This window comes from Neobacillus terrae, assembly GCF_011393025.1.
Lineage (GTDB): Bacteria > Bacillota > Bacilli > Bacillales > Cytobacillaceae > Neobacillus_A > Neobacillus_A terrae.
The window spans coordinates 267,064-293,885 of the sequence record NZ_JAAOEO010000002.1 but is presented as its reverse complement, the minus strand read 5'-3'; the positions used below and the strand labels follow the sequence as shown (position 1 = coordinate 293,885).

At 41.3% G+C, this 26,822-nt stretch carries 25 protein-coding genes; 1 reads left to right on the top strand and 24 read right to left on the bottom strand.

Annotated elements, in window-relative coordinates:
- Window positions 1-4: 4 nt before the first annotated feature.
- From rpsP to G8761_RS03855, 16 genes are all read right to left on the bottom strand, one after another.
- The gene (gene rpsP / locus G8761_RS03930) at window positions 5-277 is read right to left on the bottom strand and encodes a 30S ribosomal protein S16 (RefSeq protein ID WP_166023862.1); all 273 of its coding nucleotides are present in this window, start codon (window positions 275-277) and stop codon (window positions 5-7) included.
- 336 nt (window positions 278-613) lie between these two features.
- Window positions 614-1,966 carry a signal recognition particle protein gene (ffh, locus tag G8761_RS03925; protein ID WP_166023860.1) on the bottom strand — a complete coding sequence of 451 codons (1,353 nt, stop codon included), beginning with the start codon at window positions 1,964-1,966 and terminating at the stop codon, window positions 614-616.
- Window positions 1,967-1,978: 12 nt separating this feature from the next.
- The gene (locus G8761_RS03920; RefSeq protein WP_166023858.1) at window positions 1,979-2,311 is read right to left on the bottom strand and encodes a putative DNA-binding protein; all 333 of its coding nucleotides are present in this window, start codon (window positions 2,309-2,311) and stop codon (window positions 1,979-1,981) included.
- A gap of 246 nt (window positions 2,312-2,557) precedes the next feature.
- Window positions 2,558-3,541 carry a signal recognition particle-docking protein FtsY gene (ftsY, locus tag G8761_RS03915; RefSeq protein ID WP_166023856.1) on the bottom strand — a complete coding sequence of 328 codons (984 nt, stop codon included), beginning with the start codon at window positions 3,539-3,541 and terminating at the stop codon, window positions 2,558-2,560.
- Between the two features lie 18 nt (window positions 3,542-3,559).
- The gene (gene smc / locus G8761_RS03910; protein ID WP_166023854.1) at window positions 3,560-7,126 is read right to left on the bottom strand and encodes a chromosome segregation protein SMC; all 3,567 of its coding nucleotides are present in this window, start codon (window positions 7,124-7,126) and stop codon (window positions 3,560-3,562) included.
- Window positions 7,127-7,160: 34 nt separating this feature from the next.
- Window positions 7,161-7,907 (bottom strand): ribonuclease III, encoded by a 747-nt coding sequence (gene rnc, locus G8761_RS03905; RefSeq protein ID WP_166024198.1) that lies wholly within the window; start codon window positions 7,905-7,907, stop codon window positions 7,161-7,163.
- Between the two features lie 447 nt (window positions 7,908-8,354).
- Entirely contained in the window at window positions 8,355-8,585 is a 231-nt protein-coding gene (acpP, locus tag G8761_RS03900; RefSeq protein ID WP_027323356.1) for an acyl carrier protein, read from the bottom strand.
- Window positions 8,586-8,655: 70 nt separating this feature from the next.
- On the bottom strand, window positions 8,656-9,399 hold the full coding sequence (fabG, locus tag G8761_RS03895) for a 3-oxoacyl-[acyl-carrier-protein] reductase (RefSeq protein WP_166023852.1): 744 nt from the start codon (window positions 9,397-9,399) through the stop codon (window positions 8,656-8,658).
- Entirely contained in the window at window positions 9,396-10,343 is a 948-nt protein-coding gene (gene fabD, locus G8761_RS03890) for an ACP S-malonyltransferase (RefSeq protein WP_166023850.1), read from the bottom strand. Before fabD ends, fabG begins: the two co-directional genes overlap by 4 nt.
- A gap of 17 nt (window positions 10,344-10,360) precedes the next feature.
- Entirely contained in the window at window positions 10,361-11,386 is a 1,026-nt protein-coding gene (gene plsX, locus G8761_RS03885; protein WP_166024196.1) for a phosphate acyltransferase PlsX, read from the bottom strand.
- Between the two features lie 16 nt (window positions 11,387-11,402).
- Window positions 11,403-11,969, bottom strand: a complete 567-nt coding sequence (gene fapR, locus G8761_RS03880; protein ID WP_166023848.1) for a transcription factor FapR — start codon at window positions 11,967-11,969, stop codon at window positions 11,403-11,405.
- 437 nt (window positions 11,970-12,406) lie between these two features.
- Window positions 12,407-14,455, bottom strand: a complete 2,049-nt coding sequence (recG, locus tag G8761_RS03875) for an ATP-dependent DNA helicase RecG (protein WP_166023845.1) — start codon at window positions 14,453-14,455, stop codon at window positions 12,407-12,409.
- Window positions 14,439-15,335 carry an L-serine ammonia-lyase, iron-sulfur-dependent, subunit alpha gene (sdaAA, locus tag G8761_RS03870; protein WP_166023843.1) on the bottom strand — a complete coding sequence of 299 codons (897 nt, stop codon included), beginning with the start codon at window positions 15,333-15,335 and terminating at the stop codon, window positions 14,439-14,441. The genes recG and sdaAA overlap by 17 nt, the downstream gene beginning before the upstream one ends.
- 49 nt (window positions 15,336-15,384) lie before the next feature.
- A complete protein-coding gene (gene sdaAB, locus G8761_RS03865) occupies window positions 15,385-16,047 on the bottom strand; it encodes an L-serine ammonia-lyase, iron-sulfur-dependent subunit beta (protein ID WP_166023841.1) in 663 nt (220 codons plus the stop codon).
- Window positions 16,048-16,227: 180 nt separating this feature from the next.
- On the bottom strand, window positions 16,228-17,913 hold the full coding sequence (locus tag G8761_RS03860; protein WP_166023839.1) for a DAK2 domain-containing protein: 1,686 nt from the start codon (window positions 17,911-17,913) through the stop codon (window positions 16,228-16,230).
- Window positions 17,914-17,951: 38 nt separating this feature from the next.
- Window positions 17,952-18,314, bottom strand: a complete 363-nt coding sequence (locus tag G8761_RS03855) for an Asp23/Gls24 family envelope stress response protein (protein ID WP_166023837.1) — start codon at window positions 18,312-18,314, stop codon at window positions 17,952-17,954.
- Between the two features lie 299 nt (window positions 18,315-18,613).
- Here G8761_RS03855 and rpmB point away from each other — a divergent pair, with 299 nt between their 5' ends.
- Window positions 18,614-18,802, top strand: a complete 189-nt coding sequence (gene rpmB, locus G8761_RS03850; protein ID WP_027323346.1) for a 50S ribosomal protein L28 — start codon at window positions 18,614-18,616, stop codon at window positions 18,800-18,802.
- Window positions 18,803-19,170: 368 nt separating this feature from the next.
- Here the strand turns inward: rpmB and spoVM are convergent, their stop codons facing one another.
- The 8 genes from spoVM to rsmB form a co-directional block, all read right to left on the bottom strand.
- Window positions 19,171-19,254, bottom strand: coding sequence for a stage V sporulation protein SpoVM (spoVM, locus tag G8761_RS03845; RefSeq protein WP_066318409.1), 84 nt, complete (start codon window positions 19,252-19,254; stop codon window positions 19,171-19,173).
- Between the two features lie 111 nt (window positions 19,255-19,365).
- A complete protein-coding gene (locus G8761_RS03840) occupies window positions 19,366-20,004 on the bottom strand; it encodes a thiamine diphosphokinase (RefSeq protein WP_166023835.1) in 639 nt (212 codons plus the stop codon).
- Window positions 20,005-20,084: 80 nt separating this feature from the next.
- A complete protein-coding gene (rpe, locus tag G8761_RS03835; RefSeq protein WP_166023833.1) occupies window positions 20,085-20,729 on the bottom strand; it encodes a ribulose-phosphate 3-epimerase in 645 nt (214 codons plus the stop codon).
- Between the two features lie 2 nt (window positions 20,730-20,731).
- Complete coding sequence (gene rsgA / locus G8761_RS03830) at window positions 20,732-21,613, bottom strand: ribosome small subunit-dependent GTPase A (RefSeq protein WP_166023831.1); 882 nt, start codon at window positions 21,611-21,613, stop codon at window positions 20,732-20,734.
- Window positions 21,614-21,676: 63 nt separating this feature from the next.
- On the bottom strand, window positions 21,677-23,623 hold the full coding sequence (pknB, locus tag G8761_RS03825; RefSeq protein ID WP_166023829.1) for a Stk1 family PASTA domain-containing Ser/Thr kinase: 1,947 nt from the start codon (window positions 23,621-23,623) through the stop codon (window positions 21,677-21,679).
- Window positions 23,624-24,376: a Stp1/IreP family PP2C-type Ser/Thr phosphatase gene (locus G8761_RS03820; RefSeq protein ID WP_166023827.1), complete on the bottom strand. Its 753-nt coding sequence runs from the start codon at window positions 24,374-24,376 to the stop codon at window positions 23,624-23,626.
- A gap of 4 nt (window positions 24,377-24,380) precedes the next feature.
- Entirely contained in the window at window positions 24,381-25,442 is a 1,062-nt protein-coding gene (gene rlmN, locus G8761_RS03815; RefSeq protein WP_166024194.1) for a dual-specificity RNA methyltransferase RlmN, read from the bottom strand.
- A gap of 33 nt (window positions 25,443-25,475) precedes the next feature.
- A complete protein-coding gene (gene rsmB, locus G8761_RS03810) occupies window positions 25,476-26,822 on the bottom strand; it encodes a 16S rRNA (cytosine(967)-C(5))-methyltransferase RsmB (RefSeq protein ID WP_166023825.1) in 1,347 nt (448 codons plus the stop codon).

The following is a 26,822-nucleotide window of genomic DNA, read 5'->3' as shown; positions in this document are numbered from 1 at the left end:
AAATTTACTTGCCAAGTTTAGCATTATGGAATTTTTCCATGATGCCTTGAGTAGAGAACAGGTTACGAACTGTATCAGATGGCTTAGCACCATCTTGAAGCCATTTAAGAGCAAGCTCTTCATTAATATCAAGCGCTGCAGGCTGAGCAACTGGATTGTATGTTCCAACTACTTCAATATAACGTCCGTCACGAGGAGAACGAGAGTCTGCTACAACAATACGATAGAAAGGAGATTTATTTGCTCCCATACGTTTTAAACGAATTTTTACTGCCATTTTAAATAAGCACCTCCGAATATGTTTCACACAAGATAGAATAATACCAGAAAGATAAAAGCTTGTAAAGGGTTTTTTCTTTACATACCTTTTTTTATTGATAAACTGATTCCTGCTGGCCGCGACTCAATGAACAGAACTTCCTTCAACTCACTGCGCCGCACAGCAGCAGTTCTAGATTAAAACGGTTTAAAAGGTAGTTTAAAGCCACCCTTTTTCTTACCCTTTTGCTGCATGCCTACATCACTGAAAAATCATCCTTGCTGGCATGCGACGAGGTGAACACTACATCCTCGAATTTGCTGTGCCGCAGGAGCATATCATACTGATACTAGATTAAAACGGTTTAAAAGGTAGTTTAAAGCCACCTTTTTTCTTACCCTTTTGCTGCATCCCAGCCATTTGTTTCATCATTTTCTTCATCTCTTCAAATTGCTTGAGCAATCGGTTAACTTCAGGAACAGTACGTCCGCTCCCTTTTGCAATCCGCCTTTTACGGCTGGAGTTTATGGTTTCTGGCTGAGCTTTTTCTGAGGTAGTCATCGATTGAATAATAGCCTCTACATGGGCAATCTGCTTTTCATCAATTTGCAGGTTGTTCAAGCCTTTAATCTTATTAGCACCCGGCATCATTTTCAGCAATTCGTCAAGCGGTCCTAAATTCCGGACCTGCCCCAATTGTTCCAAAAAGTCATCAAGAGTAAAGGACGCAGTTCGCATTTTTTGCTCAAGTTCTTTTGCCTTTTCCTCGTCAACATTTGCCTGGGCTTTTTCAATTAGCGTAAGCACGTCACCCATACCAAGAATACGAGAGGCCATCCTCTCTGGATGGAAAGGCTCAATCGCATCCATTTTTTCACCCATACCGACAAACTTAATCGGTGTTTGGGTAACTGCACGGATTGACAGTGCTGCTCCTCCACGGGTATCGCCGTCAAGCTTTGTCAGAACTACACCGGTCAGTCCAAGCTGTTCATTGAAGCTTTGCGCAACATTCACAGCATCCTGACCTGTCATCGCATCAACTACAAGGAAAATTTCATCAGGCTTTGTCAGTTCTTTAATGTCCTTCAGTTCATCCATTAAAGCTTCATCGACATGAAGACGTCCGGCGGTATCAATCAGAACATAATCATTATGATCTTCTTTTGCCTTGGCAATTGCCTGGCGGGCAATTTCTACCGGGCTAACCTGATCTCCCAGTGAAAAAACAGGCATACTCAGCTGTTTTCCAAGTGTTTCAAGCTGTTTAATCGCAGCCGGCCGGTATATATCGGCTGCTGCAAGCAATGGTTTACGGTTGTATTTTTTGCGAAGCAGATTAGCAAGTTTCCCTGAGGTAGTTGTTTTACCTGCACCCTGAAGGCCGACCATCATGATAACGGTAGGCGGACGGTTTGAAACAGCTATTTTGCTTTGCTCCCCGCCCATCAGCTCCGTTAATTCTTCATTAACGATTTTGATTACCTGCTGTCCTGGTGTCAGGCTTTTCAATACCTCCTGGCCAACGGAACGTTCACTGACCTTTTTGACAAAGTCCTTTACAACCTTGAAGTTAACGTCCGCTTCAAGCAAAGCAAGGCGGACTTCCCTCATCATTTCTTTAACATCCGCTTCATTTACTTTTCCTTTTCCGCGGATTTTCTGTATCGTATTTTGCAGTCGGTCAGCCAACCCTTCAAATGCCATGCTGCCGCCTCCCTAATCTAATTTCTCAAGCTCAGCAACTGCCTCAAGCAGCGCCTGCTTTGAAGGTGAATCTTCTTTTAGCAATTCTTTCACTTTTACAATAATACTGCTGCGCTCCTGAAATTTCTCAAGCAGCAATAGCTTTTTTTCATATTCCTCAAGCATGGCTTCTGTCCGCTTAATATTGTCATAGACCGCCTGGCGGCTGACATCATACTCTTCAGCAATTTCCCCGAGAGAATAATCATCAAGATAATAGAGAGACATATAGCTTTGCTGCTTTGGAGTTAACAACGACTGATAAAAGTCATAGAGAAAATTCATTCGCGTTGTTTTTTCAAGCATGCCTATCCCTCCGTGTTAAGTGAAATGCCTTTGCATTGCTAGTTTACACACAGGTTTTTTCCCTGTCAAGAAAACTTTCTTTACAATAGGTTGTGTTAATTTTTACTGATGATTTTCATTAAGAAAAAGCGCAAGCCCCGTTTTCAAAGCTTGCAGGTTTATGTTTATTAATGGCTCTTTTCATAAACTTTGTTATTTATAAAAGCAACGATTACTTAGAAAAGAGGCCATATAATTAGAATAGATTTATACTGATTCCACCTGGTCTGCAAAGAGTCCGTAAACATATTTTTCAGCATCGAATTCCTGCAGATCATCCATTTTTTCACCAAGGCCAACCAGTTTTACAGGAATTTGCAAATCATTGCGAATGGCGAGTACAATTCCGCCTTTAGCTGTCCCATCCAATTTCGATAGAACGATTCCCGTTACATCAGTCGTTTCCTTGAATGTTTTAGCCTGGATAAGTGCATTCTGGCCTGTGGTTGCATCAAGGACCAGGAGGACCTCATGAGGAGCACCGGGTATTTCACGTTCGATGACACGCTTTACCTTTTCAAGTTCCTTCATTAGGTTAACTTTGTTTTGAAGGCGTCCAGCTGTGTCACACAATAAAATATCCGCCTTGCGTGACTTTGCAGCCTGGATAGCGTCAAACATAACCGCAGCAGGATCGGAGCCTTCTGCCTGTTTAATAACCTCCACACCTACTCTGTCTCCCCATACTTCAAGCTGTTCGATAGCTCCCGCACGGAAAGTATCTCCGGCTGCCATTAGAACAGTTTTTCCCTCGCTCTTAAATTTATGGCCCAGTTTTCCGATTGTTGTTGTCTTACCAACACCATTAACTCCGACAAAAAGAATTACAGTAAGGCCATTTTCCTGGATATTCAGACTGCAAGACTGCTCCTTGCCGCCATTGTAGATATCGACCAGCTTTTCGGAAATAACGCTTTGTACCTCCTGTGGATCCTGGATGTTTTTGCGCTTTACCTCCATTTTCAGTTCGTCAATCAGCTTCATAACGGTATCAAAGCCAACATCAGCCTGAATAAGGATTTCCTCCAGCTCTTCAAAAAAGTCCTCGTCCACTTTTCTGTACCGTGCTACAAGATCATTCATTTTACCAGAAAAGTTAGTCCGGGTCTTTGTCAGGCCTTCCTTAAACTTTTCGGTCACGTTATCAGTTTGTTGTGTTATTTTTTCCTTTAATTTTTTAAAAAAGCTCATTTTCCCACTTCCTTACCATTAAGTTTCAACCAGTTCCCTTGTTTCTTCCAGCCTAACTGAGACTAGCTTGGAAACACCGGATTCCTGCATGGTTACTCCATATAAAACATCGGCTTCTTCCATCGTTCCTTTGCGATGGGTTATAACAATAAATTGCGTTTCAGTGCTGTATCGTTTTAAATATTGACTAAAACGATGAACATTTGCTTCATCCAAGGCTGCTTCCACTTCATCGAGAATACAGAAAGGCACTGGACGAACCTTTAAAATAGAGAATAGCAACGCAATGGCAGTCAGTGCACGTTCCCCACCAGAAAGCAGTCCAAGATTTTGAAGCTTCTTCCCTGGAGGCTGAGCAACGATTTCCACTCCGGTATTTAAGAGGTCCTCAGGATCTGTCAGTCTTAAATCTGCTCTTCCTCCGCCAAACAGCGCCTGGAAAACAGGTTCAAAATGACTTCGAATGCTATAAAAGGTTTCCTCAAACCGTCTTTTCATTTCAATATCCATTTCATCTATAACCTGAGTAAGGGTATCTTTTGCTTCCTGCAGGTCCGTTTTTTGTTCGAGTAAAAATTCATAGCGTTCGGAAACACGGTCATACTCTTCAATCGCACCCAGGTTGACACTTCCTAGTTCCTCAATAGCAAGCTTAATCAACTTTACTTTCTTTTTCGCTTCATCTGCAGGCATCAAAAGAGGATACTGCTCTTTTGCCCCTTCAAATGTAAGTAAATATTCTTCCCTTAGATGAGCAAGGCGGTTTTCAAGCTCGACATCAAGACGGTTAAGCTTTACTTCCTCATCCTTCAAAACCACTACCATTCCTTTATGCAGGCGTTTGAGTTCCTTTGCTTCAAGCTCTGCATCCTCAAGAGTATTTTGAAGCTTTAAACGCTCATCCCTTCTTAAGGAAATAAGCTTAATCGTTTCTTCCTTGTCCTTCTGTTTCTTTGCTGCCGCCGCCTCCAGATGTTCCTCTCCTGAAGAGCTCTGATTCATTTCCGAAGAAAGTAAGTGAAGGTCCTCTGTATATAAGGCATGCCTTTTTTCACTTTCATCCAAATCAGCAGTAATGCTGGCGAAACGTTCTTTTGCATGAGAAAATTGCTCGTTTGTCGCAGCAAATTCTACTTTAAGCTCGCTGATATCATTTAATAGAGTTTCCCTGGAGCTTAGGTCGCTTGTCTTTTGTTGGGTTAGCTGCACAATCAATTCGTCCATTTGGGCAATCTTGACGGTGAATTCCTCCAGCTGGTTCTCCAATTCCTGTTTACGGAATGTTAAAGATGACTTTTCTTCAGTATACTGGCTCTTTTCGAGGTCATAGATAGATAGACGCTCATTTATATTTTTTTCCTCAAGCTCGGCCTCTCTGAGATCCCCTTTTAACTCTTGTTCTCTAAACCGTAACTCTTCACCTTTTTTTCTCAAATCCTCTAAATTTACTTGCTGATTTTGGGAATCTTCCTTCAGGGATTTTACTAGATTTTCAAGCTGGGCCGTTTTGACTTCCATACTGGCCAATTTTTCTTTCAGATCATCCAACTCCGCTTTACGGCTAAGCAGGGATGAAGATTTCTGTTTCGCAGCCCCGCCTGTCATAGAGCCGCCCGGATTAACGATGTCCCCTTCAAGGGTAACCATTCTGGTTCTGTATTGGAGAGCTTTTGCTAATTCATTTGCACCCTTCAAATCCTTTGTTACAACCACATTTCCAAGCAGGTTTTGAATGACCTCAGAATATTTAGCATCAAAATCTAATAAGCTTACAGCTGTACCCACAAAGGATGGGTGCCCCTGAATGGATGCAAGCTGGACAGATGAAAGTGGCCTTCCCTTAATGACACTCAATGGCAGAAAGGTTGCGCGGCCATAATTATTTTTCTTTAAAAATTGGATAGCGCTCCTAGCGTTCTCCTCGTTATCCGTCACCACATGCTGAAGTGCACCGCCCAATGCTGTTTCAATGGCAGTTTCAAATTGTTTAGGCACTTGAATTAACTCTGCAACAGCCCCTTCAATACCCTGAAGACGAGTTCCCCGGGCTTTAAGGACTTCCTTAACTCCCTGGAAAAATCCCGCGAAATCTTCCTCCATATCCTCGAGCATATCTTTCCTGGATTTAGCCTGCTGAAGAAATTGATATGCCTGATAAAGCGTTTTTTCCTGTTTATCATATTGGCTTCGTGCATTCTCCAGCTTCCGCTGAGCCTCTCGGAAAAAGGTGACCTGTTCTTCGAGCTGAACCTGAATATCTTTAATGGAGGCCTGAATCTTCGCCTTCTTTGCCCCGGCCAATATCCTGTCCTCAAGGTATCTCTGGTTTTCTTCATCAAGCCTTGAGCTTTTACGGCCCTGCTGGTCAAGCTGCTGACCAATATACTTTAACTCGTTTTTAGCACCGGCCTGGTCATTTAAGAGCTCAATATATTCACTTTTTAACGAATCGATTTTTTCTTCAATATTCTCGCTATATAATTGAAGCTGCTGCTGTTTCTCCCTTAAACCGGCCTGCAGCATCTCCGTTTGTTCACTAAGAGTTTTTACTGCAGCTTCCTGGATCTCTTTTTGAGACTTTAATGCTTCAATTCTTTCAGAAAGGTCAACAATATTTTTTTCAAGCTGAGCTCTGTTGTGAACAGCATTTTTCTTACGTTCCTTCAAAACTTCCTTTCTGCCTTCTAGCTTTTCAAGTTCTTCACTCGCATAAAGCAGAACGTTTTGCAGGTCGCTGATAGATTCATCCAGAGCTGTAACCTTGTCTCTCGTTTCTTCAATTGCAGCTTCTTTGCTTTGTAAATCTGAAGAAAGCTTTAGTTCATCATTTTTGTGCTGTTCGAGCTGATTTGAAGTGTTTTCCCATTTTTGATGGAGATCTTCTATCTCGTAGACAGTAAGAGCTACTTCAATCTTTTCAAGTTCCTCTTTTTTCTCTAAAAAGTCCTTGGCAATGGAAGCCTGTATTTTTAAAGGTTCAACCTGGCTTTCAAGCTCATAGAGAATATCATTTACCCTGTTAAGATTTTCCTGGGTCTCTGTAAGCTTGGATTCAGCTTTTTTCTTACGGTTTTTATATTTTAGAACCCCGGCCGCTTCTTCAAAAATAGTCCGGCGGTCTTCTGGCTTGCTATTCAGGATTTCCTCTACTTTTCCTTGGCTTATAATTGAAAAGGCTTCCCGGCCAAGCCCAGAATCCATAAATAAATCGATAATATCCTTTAGCCGGCAAGACTGTTTATTTATTAAAAAATCACTTTCTCCGGAACGGTAAACTCTTCTTGTCACACTTACCTCGTTGTAGTCAATAGAAAGGCCGTGTTCTTCGTTGTCGAGTGTCAAGGTAACTTCAGCAAAGTTTAATGGGCGGCGTGAATCGCTGCCGGCAAAAATGATGTCCTCCATTTTTGAACCGCGCAGCGACTTGGCTGATTGTTCTCCCAGAACCCATCGAATCGCATCAATAACATTGCTTTTCCCACTGCCGTTTGGTCCGACAACGGCCGTTACGCCCTTCACAAAATCTATTTCAATCCGCTCAGCGAAAGATTTAAAACCAATGACATCCAACCTTTTTAAATACATGCAATTTCCTCCTTAGGCGGGCTGGTTATCATACTTACTTTTCCATCTTTGTCTTTAGCTTATCGAGAGCCATTTGGGCAGCATGCTGCTCTGCCTCTTTTTTTGATCTCCCCATACCTGTACCAAGCTCGTCCCCATTGAGTGAAACACGGGAAACGAATTCACGGTTATGGGCTGGCCCTTTTTCCTGAAGAACACGATATTCCAGTGCTCCAATACTATCCCTTTGAACCAGCTCCTGCAGCTGGCTTTTAAAATCCATCACATGAGAAAAAGCACCTGCATTGATTTTCGGGAAAACAACTTTATCAAGAAAATCAATAACGTGTTCAATTCCTTTGTCTAAATAAAGCGCGCCAATGAACGCTTCGAAAACATCTGCAAGGAGGGCAGGTCTTGTTCTTCCGCCTGTCATTTCTTCTCCTTTTCCAAGCAAGATCAAATTGCCAAATGAAAGTTCATTAGCAAATTCCACAAGGGAAGGCTCACAAACGATAGCGGCCCTCAGTTTTGTTAATTCACCCTCGCTCATCATTGGATATTTTTTAAAAAGAAATTGTGACACAGTCAGTTCCAAAACGGCATCGCCTAAAAACTCCAGCCTTTCATTATCTTCAAAAGGCTTTCTCCGATGCTCATTCACATATGATGAATGCGTAAATGCTTGTTTTAATAAATTTTCATTTTCAAAAAAGATGTTCATGCTTTTTTGAAATTCTTTAAATTGAGTATCTTTTGCGCGATTCATATTCATTTCGATATCCTTTCCGTAATTGCGCATGAAATATTTAACGGCTGCAATTCGTTTTCCGTTATTGAAATAGGATTCCCCATATTTTAAAGGTGTAAGCGAATTTCGTCTTAAGTCGAAATTCATATTACTTTTATAGTAAGGCTCTTTTCGTAAACTTTGTTGTTTATAAATACAAAAATAGACTCGCTTTCCGCTGGCAATCAAGCTGTAGCCTGTAGATAACTTCGTGATAAGCATCCTATCCGGCTACCTGCAGCTTTGCGACGAGCTGAAGGTCGCTACTTCGAATATTCTGTGGCGCAGGAGCACGCCTCCTAGGTCCTACGACCTGCGGGGTTTCGCCTATTTTGCTTACAGTTTCTTCAAATTACAACAATCTCTTTGAAAAGAGCCTTTAGCAAACACCCATTTCCTCTATAATACAGAAGAAAGCTCCGTTTGAAAACGGAGCTTTGAGTAGAAACCCAACGATTATTACTTGTTATTTATGTAATTAACAGCATCGCCAACTGTGCCGATCTTTTCAGCATCATCGTCAGAAATTTCCATATCGAACTCATCTTCCAGTTCCATTACTAATTCAACTACATCGAGGGAATCTGCACCCAGGTCCTCTTTGAAAGAAGCCTCAAGGGTAACTTGAGATTCATCTACACCAAGACGGTCTACGATGATTTTTGTTACACGTTCTAATACATCTGCCATGCTTGTTCACCTCCCCTCAAGCTATTATAGAGTATAACATCAAAAAAATAAAAGTAATATTAAAGAAATATTACATTACCATTCCGCCATCAACGTGAAGTGTCTGGCCAGTCATGTAAGAACTATCGTCAGAAGCAAGGAAAACTGCCACTTTTGCAATATCCTTCGGCTCACCAAATCTCGCTAGAGGGATCTGCTTCAGCATTTCGGATTTTACTTCTTCAGTGAGTTTTTCGGTCATATCGGTAGTTATGAACCCAGGAGCTACAGCATTAACTGTAATGTTTCGGGATGACAGTTCCTTCGCAGTTGTTTTCGTAAGTCCAATAACCCCTGCTTTTGCTGCAACATAGTTAGCTTGTCCAGGATTCCCGCTCACACCAACAATGGAAGCAATATTAACAATTCTTCCGCTGCGCTGCTTCATCATTTGCCGCGTTACCGCTTTCGTACAAAGGAATACTCCTTTTAGGTTGATATTAATAACATCATCCCATTCTTCTTCCTTCATCCTCATTATAAGGTTATCCTTTGTAATCCCTGCATTATTCACTAACACGTCAAGCTTGCCAAAGCGGTCAATCGTTTCTTTCACCATTGATGCAACGGATTCAGCATTGGAAACATCACATTGAACGGAAAATGCGTCTCTTCCCATTGCTTTTATTTCATCCACTGTTTCGTTAGCTTTTGCTTCACTTCCTGAAAAATTCACAGCAACATTGGCGCCCTCTCTGGCAAATTCAAGAGCAATCTCTCTGCCAATTCCACGGGAAGCTCCGGTAACAAGTACAGATTTTCCATCTAATTTCATCGAGTTTCCTCCTTCAAGGCTTCCATGACCGCTTTTCCGGTTTCCGCATCAGACACGGAATAAGTTTTTGCAGAACGGTCAACTTTTTTCACTAGGCCAGAAAGTACCTTTCCTGGACCAATTTCAATAAAGGTATCAACACCCAAAGCAATCATTTTACGGACAGTATCTTCCCATAAAACTGGTGAATAGAGCTGTTCAATTAATTTTTCTTTAATATCAGCAGAATCTGTCATTGGCTCTGCCGTTACATTGGCAATAACAGGAATAATAGCATTTTTGACATTTATATTGTCCAGAACGGAGGATAGTTCCTCAGCAGCAGGCTTCATCAGGCTTGAATGGAAAGGACCGCTCACTTCAAGAGGTATAACTCTTTTAGCGCCTGCTTCTTTTGCTTTCTCTCCTGCAAGCTCGACTCCTCGTCTGGAGCCTGAAATAACAATTTGACCCGGGCAGTTTAAATTCGCCAACTGTACAGGATTTCCTTCATCCGTAACAGCCTGTGTAACCTCTGTAAGGAGATTCTTGTCCATTCCCAGAACAGCCGCCATGGTACCTTCGCCATTAGGCACAGCTTTCTCCATTAGTTCGCCCCTTTTACGGACAGTATAAACCGCTTCCTGAAAAGAAAGTGAACCAGCAGCAACAAGGGCAGTATATTCACCCAAACTGTGGCCGGCAACATAATCGGCTTTAATTCCTGATTCCTGGAAATAATTAAGAATAGCGATACTCGTTGTAAGCAGTGCTGGCTGAGCATTAACAGTCAGCGTCAATTCCTCCTGAGGCCCTTCAAAAATGAGCCTGCTAAGCGAAAATCCTAATTTCTCATCCGCCTGGTTAAATGCTTCTGTTACCTTTGTATTTTGATCGGCAAGGCTTTTTCCCATACCAACAGTCTGTGAACCCTGTCCTGGAAAAAGAAAAGCTATTTTCCCCATGAAAAACACTCCTTTTTTTATTCCGATTTTTTGCCGGCTTCCACAGTATTTTGAGAAGCCTCCATCTGTTCAATAGTTGATTTAATTAGTCCAGTTACATTGCTGCCGACCATTTCCCTTGTTTGTCTTACAGCACTAAACAACGCCTGGGCATTGGATGAACCATGTGCTTTTATAACTGGAGCCTTTAAACCGAAAAGCGCAGCTCCTCCATGCTCTGAATAATCCATTGTGTTTTTAAGCTCTTTAAGATCAGGCTTTAAAACTGCAGCAGCAAGCTTGGTTTTTAGGCTGCTTGTTAAAGCCGTTTTAAGCATTTTGAAAACAGACATAGCCGTACCTTCAAGTGTTTTTAGGACCATGTTGCCTGTAAAACCATCCGTAACTACGACATCAGCAGCCCCTTCAAGAAGATCTCTTGCCTCCACATTTCCGATAAAATTGATATCCGCATTTTTCAGAAGTACAAAAGTTTCCTTAGTCAGGTCGTTTCCCTTTTTCTCTTCGGTGCCTATATTCAGGAGCCCGACACGTGGTTTAGAGATTCCTCTTACCTTCTGACTGTAAATCGATCCCATAATTGCAAATTGAAGCAGATGCTCCGGCTTCGCGTCAACATTAGCTCCTACGTCCAGCATAAGAAATCCTTCTCCGCCTATTGTAGGCATTGTTGGTGATAAGGCGGGACGGTCAATTCCTTCAATCCTGCCTATCACAAAAAGGCCTGAAGCCATTAGCGCGCCAGTATTTCCGGCAGATATACATGCATCTGCCTCGCCATCTGCAACCAGCTTGGATGCCAGCACCATAGAAGCATTCTTTTTCCGCCGAACAGCTCTCACAGGCTCGTCCGTTCCCAGAATGACCTCGTCTGTATGCAGAATGGAAATGCGTTCATGCCCATTCATATGTTCTTTAATTTTATTTTCGTCCCCTACAAGGGTAATATGTATGTCTGAAAAAGCCTGAACAGCTTTTAATGCCCCCAGCACAATCTCTTTAGGAGCATGATCGCCGCCCATTGCATCAATGGCTAGTTTCATTTTCATTTCGCATCCTTTAACTATGGTTTGAGCGGTACATTTCAAATTCACCCGAAAAAACAAGCTCGGTATTAACAAAGCTGTTTACTTCCACGAAAGTCCGGCCGCTTTCATCATCAATTTTTGCCACTCTTGCTTTGGCAACTACCCGCTCATTTTGCATGACCTGGCGTTTAAATTGTATATTTGCTTTTGCCGTCAAAGCCAATTCATCGTTGATAACTGCAACGGCTAGAGAGTTTGCCTGGGCAAATACATGATGGCCCCTGGCAATCTTATTTCTTTTAAAAACATGTTCTTCTTTTACATCGAAAATCGATATCGCATTCTTATCTAATTCAATATCAATAATTTCTCCAATTACTTCTTCGAGAGGAAGAGAACGCACCTCATCCTCAAATCGTTTTTCAGCCACTGTTTTAATCCGTTCCCGCAGCTCAGGAATGGAGAGCTCCAGGCGGTCAAGACGGATAGTTTGAACACTCACAGTAAACTTTTCTGCCAGCTCTTCGTCCGTAATAAAAGGGTTATCTTTTATAGTGGAGGCCAATAACTGCTGCCGTTCTTTTTTATTTCGCTTCATCTATTACACCGTCCGCGCTCTTATGACTAGGTACTAATAGTAGTATAAAATTTAGAAAAGCAGATTGCAAGAATTAGTTCTTTTTATCAAAGCCGTGTAATTAGTATGCCGCTGGCTCACAAAACATATATCCCGAAAATTCCAAAAGGAAACCAGGTTTTGGGATTAAGTTTTTAAGTTGCAAGTTTGTACATGGGCATAACCACACACTTACAGACATCCCCTGGCCCAGCAGGTCATTCCAACTCTTCAGTTGAGCATAACCGGACTGCAGGGAATAACCTTCACAAGGTTTGGTATATGTATTAGCTCGGGTATTAGAAGTACGATTAAAACCAAAGATTCGAATAATCTCCAAAAAGTAAGGAATCATGAAGCCTATATACTTATTGAGGTATAAAGAATAAAGGTTGTCCAGCAAATTGGACAACCTTTATTTAATCAAGCTTTTCTCCATCTAGTACACCCGTTTGTTTCAGTTCCCTTCGAAGCTGTTCAAACTCGGGCGCTTCCCAAAACATCCTAGACTGAATGAGCTTGGCCGCATCTTCCCTGGCAGTTTCCAGCGCCCTATAGTCATGGACCATGTCGGCCACTTTAAACTCTGGGATTCCGCTTTGCTTTTTGCCAAAAAAGTCACCAGGCCCTCTTAGCTCCAGGTCCTTTTCGCTAAGAACAAATCCATCATTAGTCTCTGTCATGATTTTCATTCGTTCTTTTCCGACTTCTGTTTTTGGATCAGCGAGAAGTATGCAATAAGATTGATCGCTGCCCCGTCCTACACGCCCGCGAAGCTGGTGAAGCTGGGAAAGGCCGAATCTTTCTGCATCATAAATAACCATCATTGTCGCATTCGGTACGTTTACCCCTACTTCTACAACTGTTGTCGATACCAGCACCTGGACTTCATTGGCGCTGAAGGCCTTCATAACTGTGTCCTTTTCGTCCGAACTCAATCGGCCATGCATTAAACCGATCTTGTAACGATTTTGAAAATAATGTGTAAGTGTGGCGTGTACATCAATTGCATTCTGGACATCCAGTTTTTCAGACTCCTCAATGAGCGGGCAAATGACATAAGCCTGATGCCCTTTACGAAGTTCTTTTTCAACAAAAGCAAGCACTCGGTCCAACATTTCCTGCTTTGCCCAGTAAGTCTCAATGCCTTTTCTTCCAGCTGGCATTTCATCAATGATGGAAACATCCATTTCTCCAAAAACGGTAATGGCCAAAGTCCTTGGGATAGGGGTTGCTGTCATAAATAGAACGTCTGGATTTTCTCCTTTTTCACGGAGGACTCTCCTTTGCTCAACACCGAAGCGATGCTGTTCATCTGTTATAACAAAACCAAGCTTTTTGAAGGTAACCTCATCTTGAATTAAAGCATGAGTTCCTATCAAAATATGAATATTTCCTTCCGACAATTCCTGCAGCAATTCTCTTCGCGCCTTGCCTTTTACTGAAGACGTGAGGAGCTCACACCGTAATCCAAAGGGACTAAGCATAGCCTTAAGGGACGATGCATGCTGTTCAGCTAGAATCTCAGTTGGAACCATCAGTGCGCCTTGGTAACCAGCAGTTACACCGGCAAATAGGCAGATAGCTGCTACGACCGTTTTTCCGGAACCAACATCTCCTTGAAGCAGCCTGTTCATCCTAAAGGGGGATTTCATATCTGTTAGTATTTCATTTACTACTCTTTTTTGTGCATCTGTAAGAGGAAAAGGAAGGCTGTCAATAAACTCTTTTAGCCTTTCAAAATCATAATTCATTTCAATACCGGGAGAATGTTCTCTTTCAAACTTTCTCAATGCCTGCATTTTCAACTGAAATGATAAAAATTCTTCGTATACAAACCTGCGCCTTGCCTGTTTTAAATCTTCACTATTATCCGGGAGATGGATAGCACGAAGGGCGTCTCTCCGGGTTAGCAGCTTGTATTTTTTTAAAATGGATACTGGCAGAGTTTCTTCCGCCAAAGTACCAAATTGCTGGAATGCTAACTTAATATATTTACGCATTCCCTTCATCGTTAATTTCCCTTTTAACGCATAAACAGGTTCAAAATCACTACTGTTTGTATAGCTTCCAATATGCATCTCATTCGCTGTAATAAGCTGCCGATGCTGATCCCACTTCCCAGTTACAGTTATGCTGTCATTAATCGAAATTTTATTTTTTAAGTATGGTTGGTTAAAAAACACAACCTGAATTAAGTATCGGTCAACAAGAAGGCGGAGAGTCAGCCTTGATTTTTTTCTTCCATAATAGACGAGAGAAGGCTCACTGTGAACCTTCCCTTCAACCGTCACCTTTTCATCATGCTTTACTTCTGCCAAATCACGCAGGCGGTAATCTTCGTACCTATATGGAAAATGCTCCAATAGGTCATATACTGTTAAAATGTTCATTTCCGCAAGTGATTCAGCTGTTTCCTCCCCAATTCCCTTGATAACCGTTACCGGCTGATTAAGATTTGGATTCACGTCTATTGAGCGGTATTCCGAAAATCTTGGCCTCCAATTCACGGCCTGTCGGAGTAGCCGCCAACCCTCCCTGTGCTGTTTCTTTAAGTGCGGTCGGCATGGACTGTCCTATTTTAAACATAGCATCAATAACCTCATCACAAGGAATACGGCTTGTGATACCTGCAAGCGCCATATCTGCAGCGACCATTGCATTAGCGGCACCCATTGCGTTTCGCTTCACACATGGAACCTCTACAAGGCCAGCTACTGGATCACAAACAAGTCCAAGCATATTTTTTAACGTTATCGCCATAGCATCCGCACATTGTTCAGGTGTTCCGCCTGCCATCTCAACAATAGCAGCAGCAGCCATACCAGAAGCGGACCCTACTTCAGCCTGGCAGCCTCCTGCCGCGCCTGAAATAGAAGCATTATTGGCAACAACAAAGCCGAAAGCCCCTGCCGTAAATAAGAATGAAACCATTTGTTCACGTGTTGGGTTTAATTTCTTTTGAACAGCAAATAATGTTCCTGGCACTACTCCTGCAGAACCAGCAGTTGGCGTAGCACAAATGGTACCCATCGCTGCATTCACTTCATTGGTCGCGACCGCTTTGCTGACGGCGTCAAGAATGGTTTCACCTGATAAAAAATTACCTTTTTCTATATATTGCTGAAGAAGAACCGCGTCACCGCCCGTCAGACCTGAATGGGATTTTACCCCTTTAAGCCCCCGTTCTACTGCTTCTTCCATAATTTTAAGATTATGGTCCATCTGTGAGAAGATTTCTTCTTTAGTGCGTCCTGTTACATTCATTTCCTGCTCAATCATAAGCTCGGATATTTTTTTATTCTGGCTGATTGCCAGTTCTACTAGTTCGGCAACATTGCGAAACATTTGTCCGCCCCCTTTTAAAAATACAATATCCCTAAGGATACATCTATGTTTAATCTACGATTTTAGTGACTTTCAAAACTATTGGCAGCTGTTCTATTTCATGTAGGATATGATCTCCAATATTATGATCTACTTCAATAGTCATTAATGCCATTTTTCCTATTTCCTTACGGGAAACATCCATATGCCCGATATTAATTTCATATTTAGCAAGAATATTAGAAACAGATGCGATAGCACCAAAACGGTCATTATGGACAACCAGAATAGCCGGGTGATGCCCTGATAATTTTAACTCAAAACCATTTAATTCAGTAATCTCTACTTTTCCTCCGCCAATCGAAATTCCGACAAGCTCAAGCTCACCTTTATCATCGCCAATTTGAATTCTTGCTGTATTGGGATGGTCTGTGAGGGCGTCTTCCTCGATAAACCTTATTTTCATACCATGCTCGTTTGCAATATCAATCGCCTGAATGATCCTTTCATCATAAGTGTCAAAGTCAAGTATTCCACCTACGATTGCTACGTCCGTACCATGGCCTTTATAAGTTTTAGCAAACGAACCATAAAGTGAAATATTAGCCCATTTCGGCTCCCGTCCATATAATGTTCGGGCAAGTCTCCCAATTCGCGCTGCGCCTGCAGTATGAGAACTTGATGGACCTATCATAACCGGGCCAATTATATCAAATACGCTTTTATATTTCATCGTACATTTCCCCTTTTTTAAAAAACTTGCTTCGAAATGAAAGCGGTTTTATAAATTAAGTTATATATAAAACCTTAACAAGGTCCTTTAGTTTTAAGCATAAAAAATAGAAGGGTACATCCCTTCTATTTTATCTTTCATTTAGGTATAGGTCTAGTAATAAAAATTGGGTTCAATTATTTATTCAACAGCAAAGATAAAGGAATAAAGCGGCTGCTGGCCATTGTGGATTTCAACCTCAACATCCTCAAAGTTTTCCTCAACAAATTGTTGAAGCGCACTTACTTCATCTTCTGTTACATCTTCACCATAAAGGATGGTTAATATCTCGGAATCATTATCAATAAGTTCTGAGAGCAAAGCTTCTGCTGCTTTTAATTTATCCCTGTCCTTTACGATAATTTTACTTTCCGCGATTCCCATAAAATCATCTTTTTGTATTTCAAGACCATCAATGCTTGTATCACGGACTGCAAATGTAATTTGTCCTGTTTTCACATGCTGAAGAGCTTCATTCATTGAAGATTCATTGGTTTTCATATCTGTTCCAGGATTAAATGCAAGCAAGGCAGAAAGCCCCTGCGGAACAGTCTTGGATGGAATAACAGATACTTCCTCTTCAGATACTTCTGCAGCCTGCTCGGCAGCCATGATAATATTTTTATTATTCGGGAGTATGAATACTTTCTTGGCATTAACCTCTTTAATTGCCTTTACAATATCCTCTGTGCTTGGGTTCATGGTTTGACCGCCTTCAATCACGGCGTGTGCTCCAATGCTCCTAAATAGATCTGCGATTCCTGCTCCCATTGAAACAGTAACAATCCCGAATTCAAGCTTTTCTTTTTTCTGTTGTTTAGGTGTTTCTGAAACCAGCGGTGTATGAGTTTCACCCACAATATTGGTATGCTGCTGGCGCATATTATCCACTTTAATATTGATAAGGCTTCCATAAAGCTGGCCATAGCTTAGAACTGTACCCGGCTGTTCGGAGTGAATATGAACCTTAACCAATTCTTCATCCGCAATCACAAGAAGCGAGTCGCCGTACTGGCTGAGATCCTGGCGGAATTTTTCCTCTTTGAAAGGATTGTTGGCAAGTTTATCGGCTTCAAATTTAATCATCATTTCTGTGCAATAGCCAAATTCAATATCTTCAGTGTTGATATGGCTTTGTACGCTCTTATGATGTTCTGCACTGACAAGATCATTCATAGAAGGAATGGCTGCTGGAGAATCTGGCAGCTTTTCTCCTTTTAATTCAGCAAGAAAACCTTCATATACAAATACAAGGCCCTGGCCGCCACTATCTACCACTCCAACTTCCTTTAAAACAGGAAGCAAATCAGGAGTTCGTTTCAATGAGGCCTTCGCTTCTTTCAGAACATCTTCCATGATTACAATGATGTCATCTGTATTTTGAGAGGATTGTACTCCTTTTTTTGCAGAATCCTTAGCCACTGTCAAAATAGTTCCTTCCACAGGCTTCATAACAGCTTTATAAGCCGTTTCAACTCCTGAGTTTAATGCCGCAGCAAATTCCTTGCCAGAAATAACAGACTTGTTTTCAATTGCCTTTGAAAAGCCGCGGAACAATTGGGAAAGGATAACACCCGAATTTCCGCGAGCCCCCATAAGCAAGCCTTTTGAAAGAGCCGTTCCGACCTTGCCTATATGTTCTTGTACATTGTTTTTTACTTCCTTTGCACCGGAAGTCATGGATAAATTCATATTCGTTCCGGTATCACCATCGGGAACTGGAAAAACGTTTAATGCATCTACCATTTTTGCATTTGCAGATAGGTGGTTAGCACCTTGAATCACCATTTCTGCAAAACGTTTTCCGTCTAATGCTGTAATTGACACAAAACTTTCCTCCTCACTAAAGCTCGCTGGAAAACGACCTACGGGTTCGTTACACGAACTCCCTGCACGTAAATATTTACCGAGTCAACGGCCAGTCCAACAGTTTTATCAAGTGTATATTTAACCTTTGATTGTACGTTGTGGGCAACCTCGGAAATTTTAGTTCCATAGCTTACAATAATATACATATCAATATGTACTTCCTGGTCTTCCTGACGGACAATTACGCCGCGGGTAAAGTTTTCCCTGCGCAGTATATCTGTAAGGCCATCTTTAATTTGGTTTTTGGAGGCCATACCGATAATTCCATAACAATCTATTGCTGCTCCGCCCGCAATTGTTGCAATAACTTCATTCGAAATATCTATTTGTCCGTATTTCGTTTTTAATTCGATGGACATTGATTGTTCCCCCTTTGGAAAATTGCTCCTTGGCTAAGCTAATTTTACTATAGTCCACAGGATTTTGAAAGCCAGACTTGCCCTGCTTACTATAGAGCCTGAAAAGAAAATGAATGTCAAGGTTTTTTTCTTGAAAGCTTGCTTCACAACTATTGCATTCACACAAGTTGTATGATAAATTATTAAAGTATCTTTACGACGAAAAATCTGGTCCGCCAGCTTTTTTCATGAAACGGATGGAAACATCTGATATTTTTATTGTGCATGATAGCTTTTTGCAATTAAGGAGGGAAATAGATATGCCACGTAAATGTGTAATCACAGGTAAGAAGACTACAACTGGTAATTCACGTTCTCACGCTATGAACGCTAACAAGCGCACTTGGGGTGCTAACTTACAAAAAGTACGCATTCTTGTTGACGGAAAGCCAAAGCGTGTTTGGGTTTCTGCAAGAGCGTTAAGATCTGGTAAAGTAGAACGCGTTTAATAACGAGCACACAGACATCCTTCCTAGGGTGTCTTTTTCTTTTTTCACTTTAATAGAGGAACTTATTCGTTTATAAAAATCTAGGGAATCCGCTCCCTTTCCTCGGACGAACTGGCAAGCCTCCTCGCTCGTACCTCTCTGCGGGGTCTTGCCAGCCCGTTTTTCCGCAGGAGTGTCGCAGATTCCCTTCCTTTACAAAATCGTTTTAAAAAGAGTATAAAGAAAAATTTAGACATACCTTAAATATCAGCTATAACTTTCTGTTATTCTTCCATATCTGCAAAAAAATAAAAGCACCCTCGGCAGAAGGTGCTTAAGCGGTTTAGAAAGGTTGTCTTGTTAATACGCAACCAAAGATTTCCATGTTTTTATTCATTTTTCTTAAAGACACCAATCATAGCGCGGACAAGTCCGCCTAAAAACCTCGGCAGTTTAATCGTATAAAACTTCATATTGTCCCTCCTCACCAATCTCACACGTCTGTCTTCTGTAAGCCTTCTTTTGTGTTCCCTTATCATCCTATTCAATGAAGCAAAATAAGTACTTAATTTGCAGAAGCATCTTTAATCCCGGCTTCTTACCACTATTAATATGCCTTCAGAAAATGAAAAAGTACCATAATCATCAATAAGTTCATTACTTATACATAGTGTCGATCCGAGTGAAATATGACAATTGTTTAGTGGGTATTTGAAGCCTTCTAATGTAATTCCGGCAGCCTGAAGTGTAACAGGGATAAAGGATATATATTTTTTGTCAGGGCGTTTTTCGATTATATAGCTACCTGGGCTCTTTAAAAAAATTTCATTCCTATTATCAATTAAAGACACCTTATGGCTCTGATTGTTTAAAAGAGGTTTTACAAGCAGCTGAATATTAGCCAATAAGTGATCCAGCCTTCCTCCGCTAAATCCAAATATCTTTATAGAATCTGGGTTTTGGTCCAATGCCCAATTAAGGGCCAGTTCCATATCTGTTTCGTCCTTTTCTGGCTTGAATTTTTTCAATGAGGGTACCTTTTGCTCAATTTCCTTCAGTTCAGCGTCTGATACAGAATCAAAATCCCCGAAAGCATGATCAGGAATAATCCCTTTTTTAAGAAGAGTGAACACCCCCCTGTCTACTCCGACCCATATTCCCTCTTCAACTGTAAGATTAGGAAGGAGATCTTCCGGTCCTCCTGCTAATATATTAATGTTCATCCCTTATTCATCCTTCCGTTAAAATTGCTCCCACATATTAAAAAGCCAGCGACAGCTGGCTTTTTAATATGTGTTTATTATTATCCTCTAAGGGCAGTAATAGCTGTGCCTCTATCCTCCTGATTAAAAACGGCAGATCCTGCCACAAGGACATTGGCTCCAGCCTCTATGCAAAGTTTAGCAGTTTCAGGATTAACTCCTCCGTCAACCTCAATTTCCAAATCAAGTCCACGTTCATCTGCCATTTTCTTTACCTCCTGGATTTTTGATAGAACTCCAGTGATAAATTTTTGGCCTCCAAATCCCGGATTAACCGACATCAGCAGAACCATATCGATATCTTCGATAATATGCTTTATCAGGTCTACGGGAGTAGACGGATTTAAAACAACTCCGGCTTTTACACCTAGGGACTTTATATAATGAATAGTACGATGGAGATGACGGCATGCTTCAACATGCACTGTCAGATAATCAGCTCCTGCTTTCGCAAACGCTTCAATATACTCATCCGGATTTTCGATCATTAAATGAACATCCAGCGGAAGCTGGGTAACGGGCCTGATTGCTTCAACAATTAAAGGGCCTATTGTAATGTTGGGAACAAAATGTCCATCCATAACATCAACATGGATATAATCTGCCCCGCCCCTTTCTACGTCTTTAATTTCCTCTCCCAATTTGGAGAAATCAGCAGACAAAATGGATGGCGCAATTTTTACCATTGTTAATACCTCGGCTTTCTATCTTTTATTTCCAGTAAAAAATCCAAATAATGTTCATATCGGTATCCCGGTATTTCACCGTTTTCAACTCCAGCCTTTACGGCACATTTTGGCTCCTTAACATGAAGGCATCCCCTGAACTTGCAATTTTCGCTTGCTTCTTGAAACTCAGGGAAACAGGCAGTTAATTGTTCCGGATCGATTTCCAAAAATTCAAGTGAGCTAAATCCTGGAGTATCTGCAACATGGCCATTTGCTACCTCAATTAATTCTACATGGCGTGTAGTGTGCTTACCTCGTCCCAAATGAGAGGAAATCCCGCTTGTTTTCAATTTCAAATCGGGCCTTAATGAATTTAAAAGAGAGGACTTTCCGACCCCAGACTGCCCTGCAAATACTGAGATTTTATTTTCAATATGCGGCAGTAATTTCTCAACGCCTGCCTCTGTTTCTGATGAAGTAAGAATCACTTCATAACCTGCGGACCTGTATTCTTCAGCATAATGCTCAATTCCGGCTCTTTGTTCCTCGTTTGCCAAATCCATCTTGCTGATGCAGATAATCGGCACAATATGATTGTACTCTACAAGAACTAAAAATCGGTCGAGCAGTGTAGTGCTAAAATCAGGCTCGACTGCAGAAAAAACAAGAAAAGCCTGATCGACATTTGCAATTGGAGGTCTTAGGAGTTCATTCTTACGTTCTTTGACCTCCATTATGTAGCCTTCCTTATCATTCTCTGCCTGAAATACCACATAATCTCCTACAAGGGGATTGATTTTGTTTTTTCGGAATACGCCTCTTCCCCTGCACTGAATTAATCTGTCTTCACTAGCAACATAATAGAAACCGCTTAGAGCTTTAACAATTTTTCCTTCAGGCATACTAACGCTCCCTGCCATAATTTTCTTTTAAATGCCTGCCATCGGCCAAAAAGATACCTGACATTATTTCGGATAATCTACCGTACCCTGATCAATGACTTCATTATCTCTTATAATTTGATACCCTGCTTGTTTCCCATATTGAACCATAAACCTTAAAGTTCGCTGCTCATTTTTAGTAATAGTAAATGTCTCAACGGGTACAGTCATGCTTTCGTGCTCCATGTCCTCTATAAAAATCTTAACTTGCTGCGGCTGGCCAGGTATCGTTGGTTCATAATTTATTGTTACATCTTTTGTTACTGGCCTAGGAGGGATTTCTTGCTGCCCTTTTGACAGAACCACCTTAATCGTATCGCCTTTTTCCAATTCTGTTCCTGCCCGCGGATCCTGTGAGATAACCATATCTTCCGGTATTTTATCACTGAAAGCCTTCTGTGACATATCGATCACAAGGCCAGTTGAATCAGCATAGTCCTTAAGTGTTTGTGAGTTATAGGCTGATAAATCTTTTAGAACTATTTTTCTAGGCCCTTTACTTACCTCAAATGTTACAACAGTATCCTCCGGCACAACTTTTATTCCGGCTTCAGGATCCTGGCTAAGAATGGTGCCTGGTTCACTTTCATCATAAACCTCATTTTGCTTAACGTCTTTAAAGTTTTTATCTTTGAGAAGAGCCTGTACCTCTTCAATATCCCGGTTTTTAAAATCATCCATTTCCAGCTTTTCTTTACCTATACTTTCGTAAAGAGTAATTTTGGAACCCTCCTTGGCAGTATCACCGCCATTAGGGTCTGTTTTAATTATTTGCCCTTCTGGTATTTGGTCGTCGGACATCTTTTTTGTTTTTCCGATCATAAAACCCTCGGCTGCAAGCTTTTCAACTGCCTTGTCCAGCTCCATACCGCTGACATCCGGCACAGTTATATCTTTTGGCGCAAACCATTTAGGAAAAACAGTTACAGTCCCAACAGCAAGTAACACTAAAATAATAAAAATGGATACGAGAACAAGAGGCCATTTTTTCCTCTTCTTTTTGACTGGTTCCTGTTCAGTGTTCTTTTTATCATTTGAATGAACAAGCGTGTGATCCAAATTTTGAAAAGGACGGTCATTGGTTATGACAGGTATAGCTTTTGTTGCCTCATCGTCCTCCGGAATTGAAAATTTTGGTTCATTTATCCGGTTGGGATATAATGAGGTCTGCAGATCTTCTTCCATTTCATCTACACTGTTATAGCGATGAAATGGATCCTTTGCAGTTGCCTTTAGAACAATATTCTCAACGCTTTGAGGAATATTGGGATTCCATCTTCTAACAGAAGGAGTTTCAGATTGTAAATGTTTAAGAGCAATTGAAACTGCAGACTCACCAGAAAAAGGAAGCCTTCCTGTTAACAATTCAAACATAACAATTCCAAGGGAATAGATGTCTGACTTTTTATTGGCCATTCCCCCCCGAGCCTGTTCAGGGGACAAATAATGGACCGATCCCATAACCGAGTTGGTTTGGGTAATACTTGTTGCACTAAGAGCCATAGCAATTCCAAAATCGGTAATTTTTACGTTACCTTTATTGTCAACGAGAATATTGTGGGGCTTAATATCCCTGTGAACAATATTGTTGTGATGGGCATGTGATATGGCTGAAGTAAGCTGCTTCATTATACTAAGGGCTTTAACCACATCTAAAGGTGAGTTTTTTTGTATGTATTGTTTTAAGGTTTGCCCCTCTACATATTCCATTACAATATAGTAAATATCGTTTTCTTCACCGACATCATATATATTCACAATATTTGGGTGTACGAGACTTGTAGCTGATTGTGCTTCACGGTGAAAACGGCGGATAAATTCTTCGTCATTCGCAAAATCAAGTCTCAGAATTTTAACGGCGACGTCACGATCAAGGATCATGTCATGCGCGAGATAGACATTTGCCATGCCTCCTCCGCCAACCATATCCAGGATTTTGTAACGGCCGCTTATTCTTTTACCTATAAGCATTTAACTATCACCCTCGGTGCCTTCCCAAAACTCAACAATCACTAAGGTAATATTATCTTTTCCGCCATACTCATTTGCGAGGGACACAAGGGTAGATGCCTTTTCCTCTAACGATTCTTCATTTGTCAGGATATCCCGCATTTCTGACTCTTTTACTCTGTCGGAAAGTCCATCCGAGCATAGTAAAAGCTTATCTCCATCTTCAAACATGACTGTCCTTATGTCGACGTCTACTTCCCGTTCAGTTCCCAAAGCGCGAAGCACTACATTTTTATGTGGATGATGTTCCGCATCCTCTTTTGTTATTTGACCAGACCTTACCAATTCATTTACTAAGGAATGATCCTCTGTTATTTGTTTAAACCCTGATTCATTTAACAGATAGACGCGGCTGTCTCCAATATGCGCAACTGTGGCAAATCCGTCCATACAAACAGCAGCTACAATAGTGGTTCCCATGCCCTCGCACTCTATATTATTTAGGGCATGTTCAAACAATAAAAGATTTACCTTTAGGATTTCATTTTTTAACCAGTTTTCTACTTCTCCTGCCGTTTTCATACCGGAGTTTTTTTCCCATTCAGTTTTTAAATGGCCAACTGTCATGGTGCTGGCTACATCACCAGCACGGTGACCGCCCATTCCATCTGCTACAATGGCCAGGCGGTATCCGTCAGAATTTATGAAAACGCCACCGGAGTCTTCATTATTCAGGCGTACCATGCCTTGATCTGTCATATAAACAGCTTTCATTGTTTCACCTCGTCTCCTCTTTACGCTCCTTTGCACGAAGCTGTCCGCATGCTGCGTCAATATCACTGCCATGTTCACGGCGAATGGTGACATTGATCCCCCGATTTTTCAGCGTTTTCTCGAAGGCGAAAATTTGCTCTCTTGGTGTCCGGACATAATCTCTTTCAGGAACGTAGTTAACAGGAATTAAATTGACATGGCATTTGATCCCTTTTAATAAATCGGCGAGCTCTTCAGCATGTTCTGCCTGGTCATTAACCCCGCCGAAAAGGCCATATTCAAAGCTGATCCTTCTGCCTGTCTTATCGATATAATACCTCACAGCCTTCATTAAGTCATCAAGTTTATAAGCTCGGTTAATCGGCATTAATCTTGAACGAATCTCGGTATTTGGAGCATGAAGTGAGATAGCAAAATTGATTTGTGTATTTTCATCGGCAAATTTATAGATTTTTGGAACAATCCCGCTTGTTGAAACCGTAATATGACGTGCTCCAATATTTAAAGCCTTGTCATCATTAATAATTTTCAGGAAAGAAAGCATATTATCATAATTATCAAATGGTTCTCCTATCCCCATTATAACCACTGAGCTGACTCGCTCATTTGTTTCGTCAAGAGCCTGCTGCACTTTAACTACCTGAGCAACAATTTCACCAGCTTCCAGATGGCGCTTCAAGCCGCCCAGTGTGGAAGCACAGAAGGTACATCCGATCCGGCAGCCTACCTGTGTTGTCACACATACGGAGTTTCCATAATCATGCCTCATTAAAACTGTCTCGATCGAGTACCCATCATGAAGCTCAAATAAAAACTTTATTGTGCCATCAGCTGACTGCTGTCGAATTACTGTATTTAGAGTGGTTATCTGAAAATGAGCTGTCAGCTTATCCCTTAAAGATTTCCCTAAATTACTCATATCTTCAAAATCAGTAATTCTCTTCTTGTACAGCCAATCAAAAATCTGCTCGGCACGGAAAGCTTTTTCTCCATTTGCGGTAAGCCATTCCTTTAAATCATGAAGCTCTAAAGAGTATATTGAGGGCTTTTTATTTTCTAATTCCATATTTGTATCAGTTGCAGTAATTTGTTCCAACTGCTACACCTTCTTTCTTAGGCATGCTATATAAAATCCGTCTGAACCTATATGCTGCGGTAAAATTTGCAAGTCAAAACCATTGATCAGCGGCTGTACGGCCTCGGGCATCCGTTCTTTAAAGCTGGAGTCCCCCTCAAAGTCGGGGTGTTCAGCCAGAAACGACTCCACGACATTCTGGTTTTCTACTTCATCTACTGTACATGTACTATATACTAAATATCCACCTTTTTTCACAAGTGGTGCCATTGTTCCCAGAAGATCTTTTTGAATGGAGGACAATTGGGTCAAGTCCTTTTCCTGCTTCACATACTTGATATCTGGCTTTCTTCTCATAACGCCCAACCCCGAACATGGGGCATCAAGAAGGATTCGGTCGAACATTTCTTTCTCGAAACGCTCACCAGCTGTCCTGCTGTCCATTGTAATTGCTCTAATATTACCAAGACCAAGCCTTTGAGCATTGTCACGGATAAGCTTTACTTTGTGAAGATGGAGGTCCAGGGAAACGACCTCTCCAGTATTATCCATTTTTTCGGCCAAATGAGTGCTTTTTCCACCAGGGGCTGCACAAGCATCAAGAATATGTTCATTTTCGGTTACACCCAGTGCATATGCAACCAGCATCGAGCTTTCATCCTGAATGGTAAGCATACCCCATTTGAACGCTCTTGAAGAAGCAATGTTACCTTTAAGCACTCTGATTGCCTCAGGTATGACAGGACTCTTTTCCACTTCAAAGCCTTCTTCTTTGAGAGTTTCCAGGCACTCATCTCTTGAAATTCTGGTAAGATTTACCCTTGCAGTCTGCATTGGGGCAATGAGATTTTGTTCACACATTTCTTTTGTTTTTTCAAAGCCGAACTGCTTATCCCACCGTTTCACAAGCCAAATTGGATGGCTGGTTTCAATACTCAGTCTATCCAATGGATCAGAAATCGTATCCATTGACGGCAAACCCTCACGCTGAATACTTCTCATTACCCCATTAACCATACCGGCAATTCCTTTATGACCCTGTTTTTTTGCAATTTCAACAGCTTCATGAATGGCAGCTCTGTCAGGTATTCTATCCAGATAAACCATTTGGTAAAGTGTTAGCCTTAATAAATTCATTACCCAGCGTTCCGTTTTTTTACTATTCTTCACAAAAGGCTTTAAATAGAAATCCAGGGTCATCTTTCTCTGAAGAGTGCCGTAAATCAATTCAGTCAATAGCCCTATATCTTTTGAGGGCAGTTGATTCTTTTCAATGGCATTGTTTAGGAGCAGATTGCTATAGGACTGATTTTTTTCAATTGCATCGAGTATTTCCAATGCTGTTTGACGGACGTTTTTTGTTTTGGCCAT

What these genes read in the sequence shown, in the direction of transcription:
- rpmB (WP_027323346.1), top strand. Translation starts at nt 18,614, where the DNA reads ATGCCACGTAAATGTGTAATCACAGGTAAGAAGACTACAACTGGTAAT.
- G8761_RS03855 (WP_166023837.1), bottom strand. Translation starts at nt 18,314, where the DNA reads ATGTCCATCGAATTAAAAACGAAATACGGACAAATAGATATTTCGAAT.
- ftsY (WP_166023856.1), bottom strand. Translation starts at nt 3,541, where the DNA reads ATGAGCTTTTTTAAAAAATTAAAGGAAAAAATAACACAACAAACTGAT.
- rpsP (WP_166023862.1), bottom strand. Translation starts at nt 277, where the DNA reads ATGGCAGTAAAAATTCGTTTAAAACGTATGGGAGCAAATAAATCTCCT.
- rpe (WP_166023833.1), bottom strand. Translation starts at nt 20,729, where the DNA reads ATGGTAAAAATTGCGCCATCCATTTTGTCTGCTGATTTCTCCAAATTG.
- ffh (WP_166023860.1), bottom strand. Translation starts at nt 1,966, where the DNA reads ATGGCATTTGAAGGGTTGGCTGACCGACTGCAAAATACGATACAGAAA.
- plsX (WP_166024196.1), bottom strand. Translation starts at nt 11,386, where the DNA reads ATGAAACTAGCCATTGATGCAATGGGCGGCGATCATGCTCCTAAAGAG.
- rlmN (WP_166024194.1), bottom strand. Translation starts at nt 25,442, where the DNA reads ATGGAATTAGAAAATAAAAAGCCCTCAATATACTCTTTAGAGCTTCAT.
- G8761_RS03820 (WP_166023827.1), bottom strand. Translation starts at nt 24,376, where the DNA reads ATGAAAGCTGTTTATATGACAGATCAAGGCATGGTACGCCTGAATAAT.
- rsgA (WP_166023831.1), bottom strand. Translation starts at nt 21,613, where the DNA reads ATGCCTGAAGGAAAAATTGTTAAAGCTCTAAGCGGTTTCTATTATGTT.
- G8761_RS03840 (WP_166023835.1), bottom strand. Translation starts at nt 20,004, where the DNA reads ATGAACATTAATATATTAGCAGGAGGACCGGAAGATCTCCTTCCTAAT.
- fabD (WP_166023850.1), bottom strand. Translation starts at nt 10,343, where the DNA reads ATGGGGAAAATAGCTTTTCTTTTTCCAGGACAGGGTTCACAGACTGTT.
- sdaAA (WP_166023843.1), bottom strand. Translation starts at nt 15,335, where the DNA reads ATGTTTCGCAATGTTGCCGAACTAGTAGAACTGGCAATCAGCCAGAAT.
- fabG (WP_166023852.1), bottom strand. Translation starts at nt 9,399, where the DNA reads ATGAAATTAGATGGAAAATCTGTACTTGTTACCGGAGCTTCCCGTGGA.
- fapR (WP_166023848.1), bottom strand. Translation starts at nt 11,969, where the DNA reads ATGAAGCGAAATAAAAAAGAACGGCAGCAGTTATTGGCCTCCACTATA.
- G8761_RS03920 (WP_166023858.1), bottom strand. Translation starts at nt 2,311, where the DNA reads ATGCTTGAAAAAACAACGCGAATGAATTTTCTCTATGACTTTTATCAG.
- spoVM (WP_066318409.1), bottom strand. Translation starts at nt 19,254, where the DNA reads ATGAAGTTTTATACGATTAAACTGCCGAGGTTTTTAGGCGGACTTGTC.
- rnc (WP_166024198.1), bottom strand. Translation starts at nt 7,907, where the DNA reads ATGCGCAATTACGGAAAGGATATCGAAATGAATATGAATCGCGCAAAA.
- pknB (WP_166023829.1), bottom strand. Translation starts at nt 23,623, where the DNA reads ATGCTTATAGGTAAAAGAATAAGCGGCCGTTACAAAATCCTGGATATG.
- acpP (WP_027323356.1), bottom strand. Translation starts at nt 8,585, where the DNA reads ATGGCAGATGTATTAGAACGTGTAACAAAAATCATCGTAGACCGTCTT.
- sdaAB (WP_166023841.1), bottom strand. Translation starts at nt 16,047, where the DNA reads ATGAAATATAAAAGCGTATTTGATATAATTGGCCCGGTTATGATAGGT.
- rsmB (WP_166023825.1), bottom strand. Translation starts at nt 26,822, where the DNA reads ATGGCCAAAACAAAAAACGTCCGTCAAACAGCATTGGAAATACTCGAT.
- smc (WP_166023854.1), bottom strand. Translation starts at nt 7,126, where the DNA reads ATGTATTTAAAAAGGTTGGATGTCATTGGTTTTAAATCTTTCGCTGAG.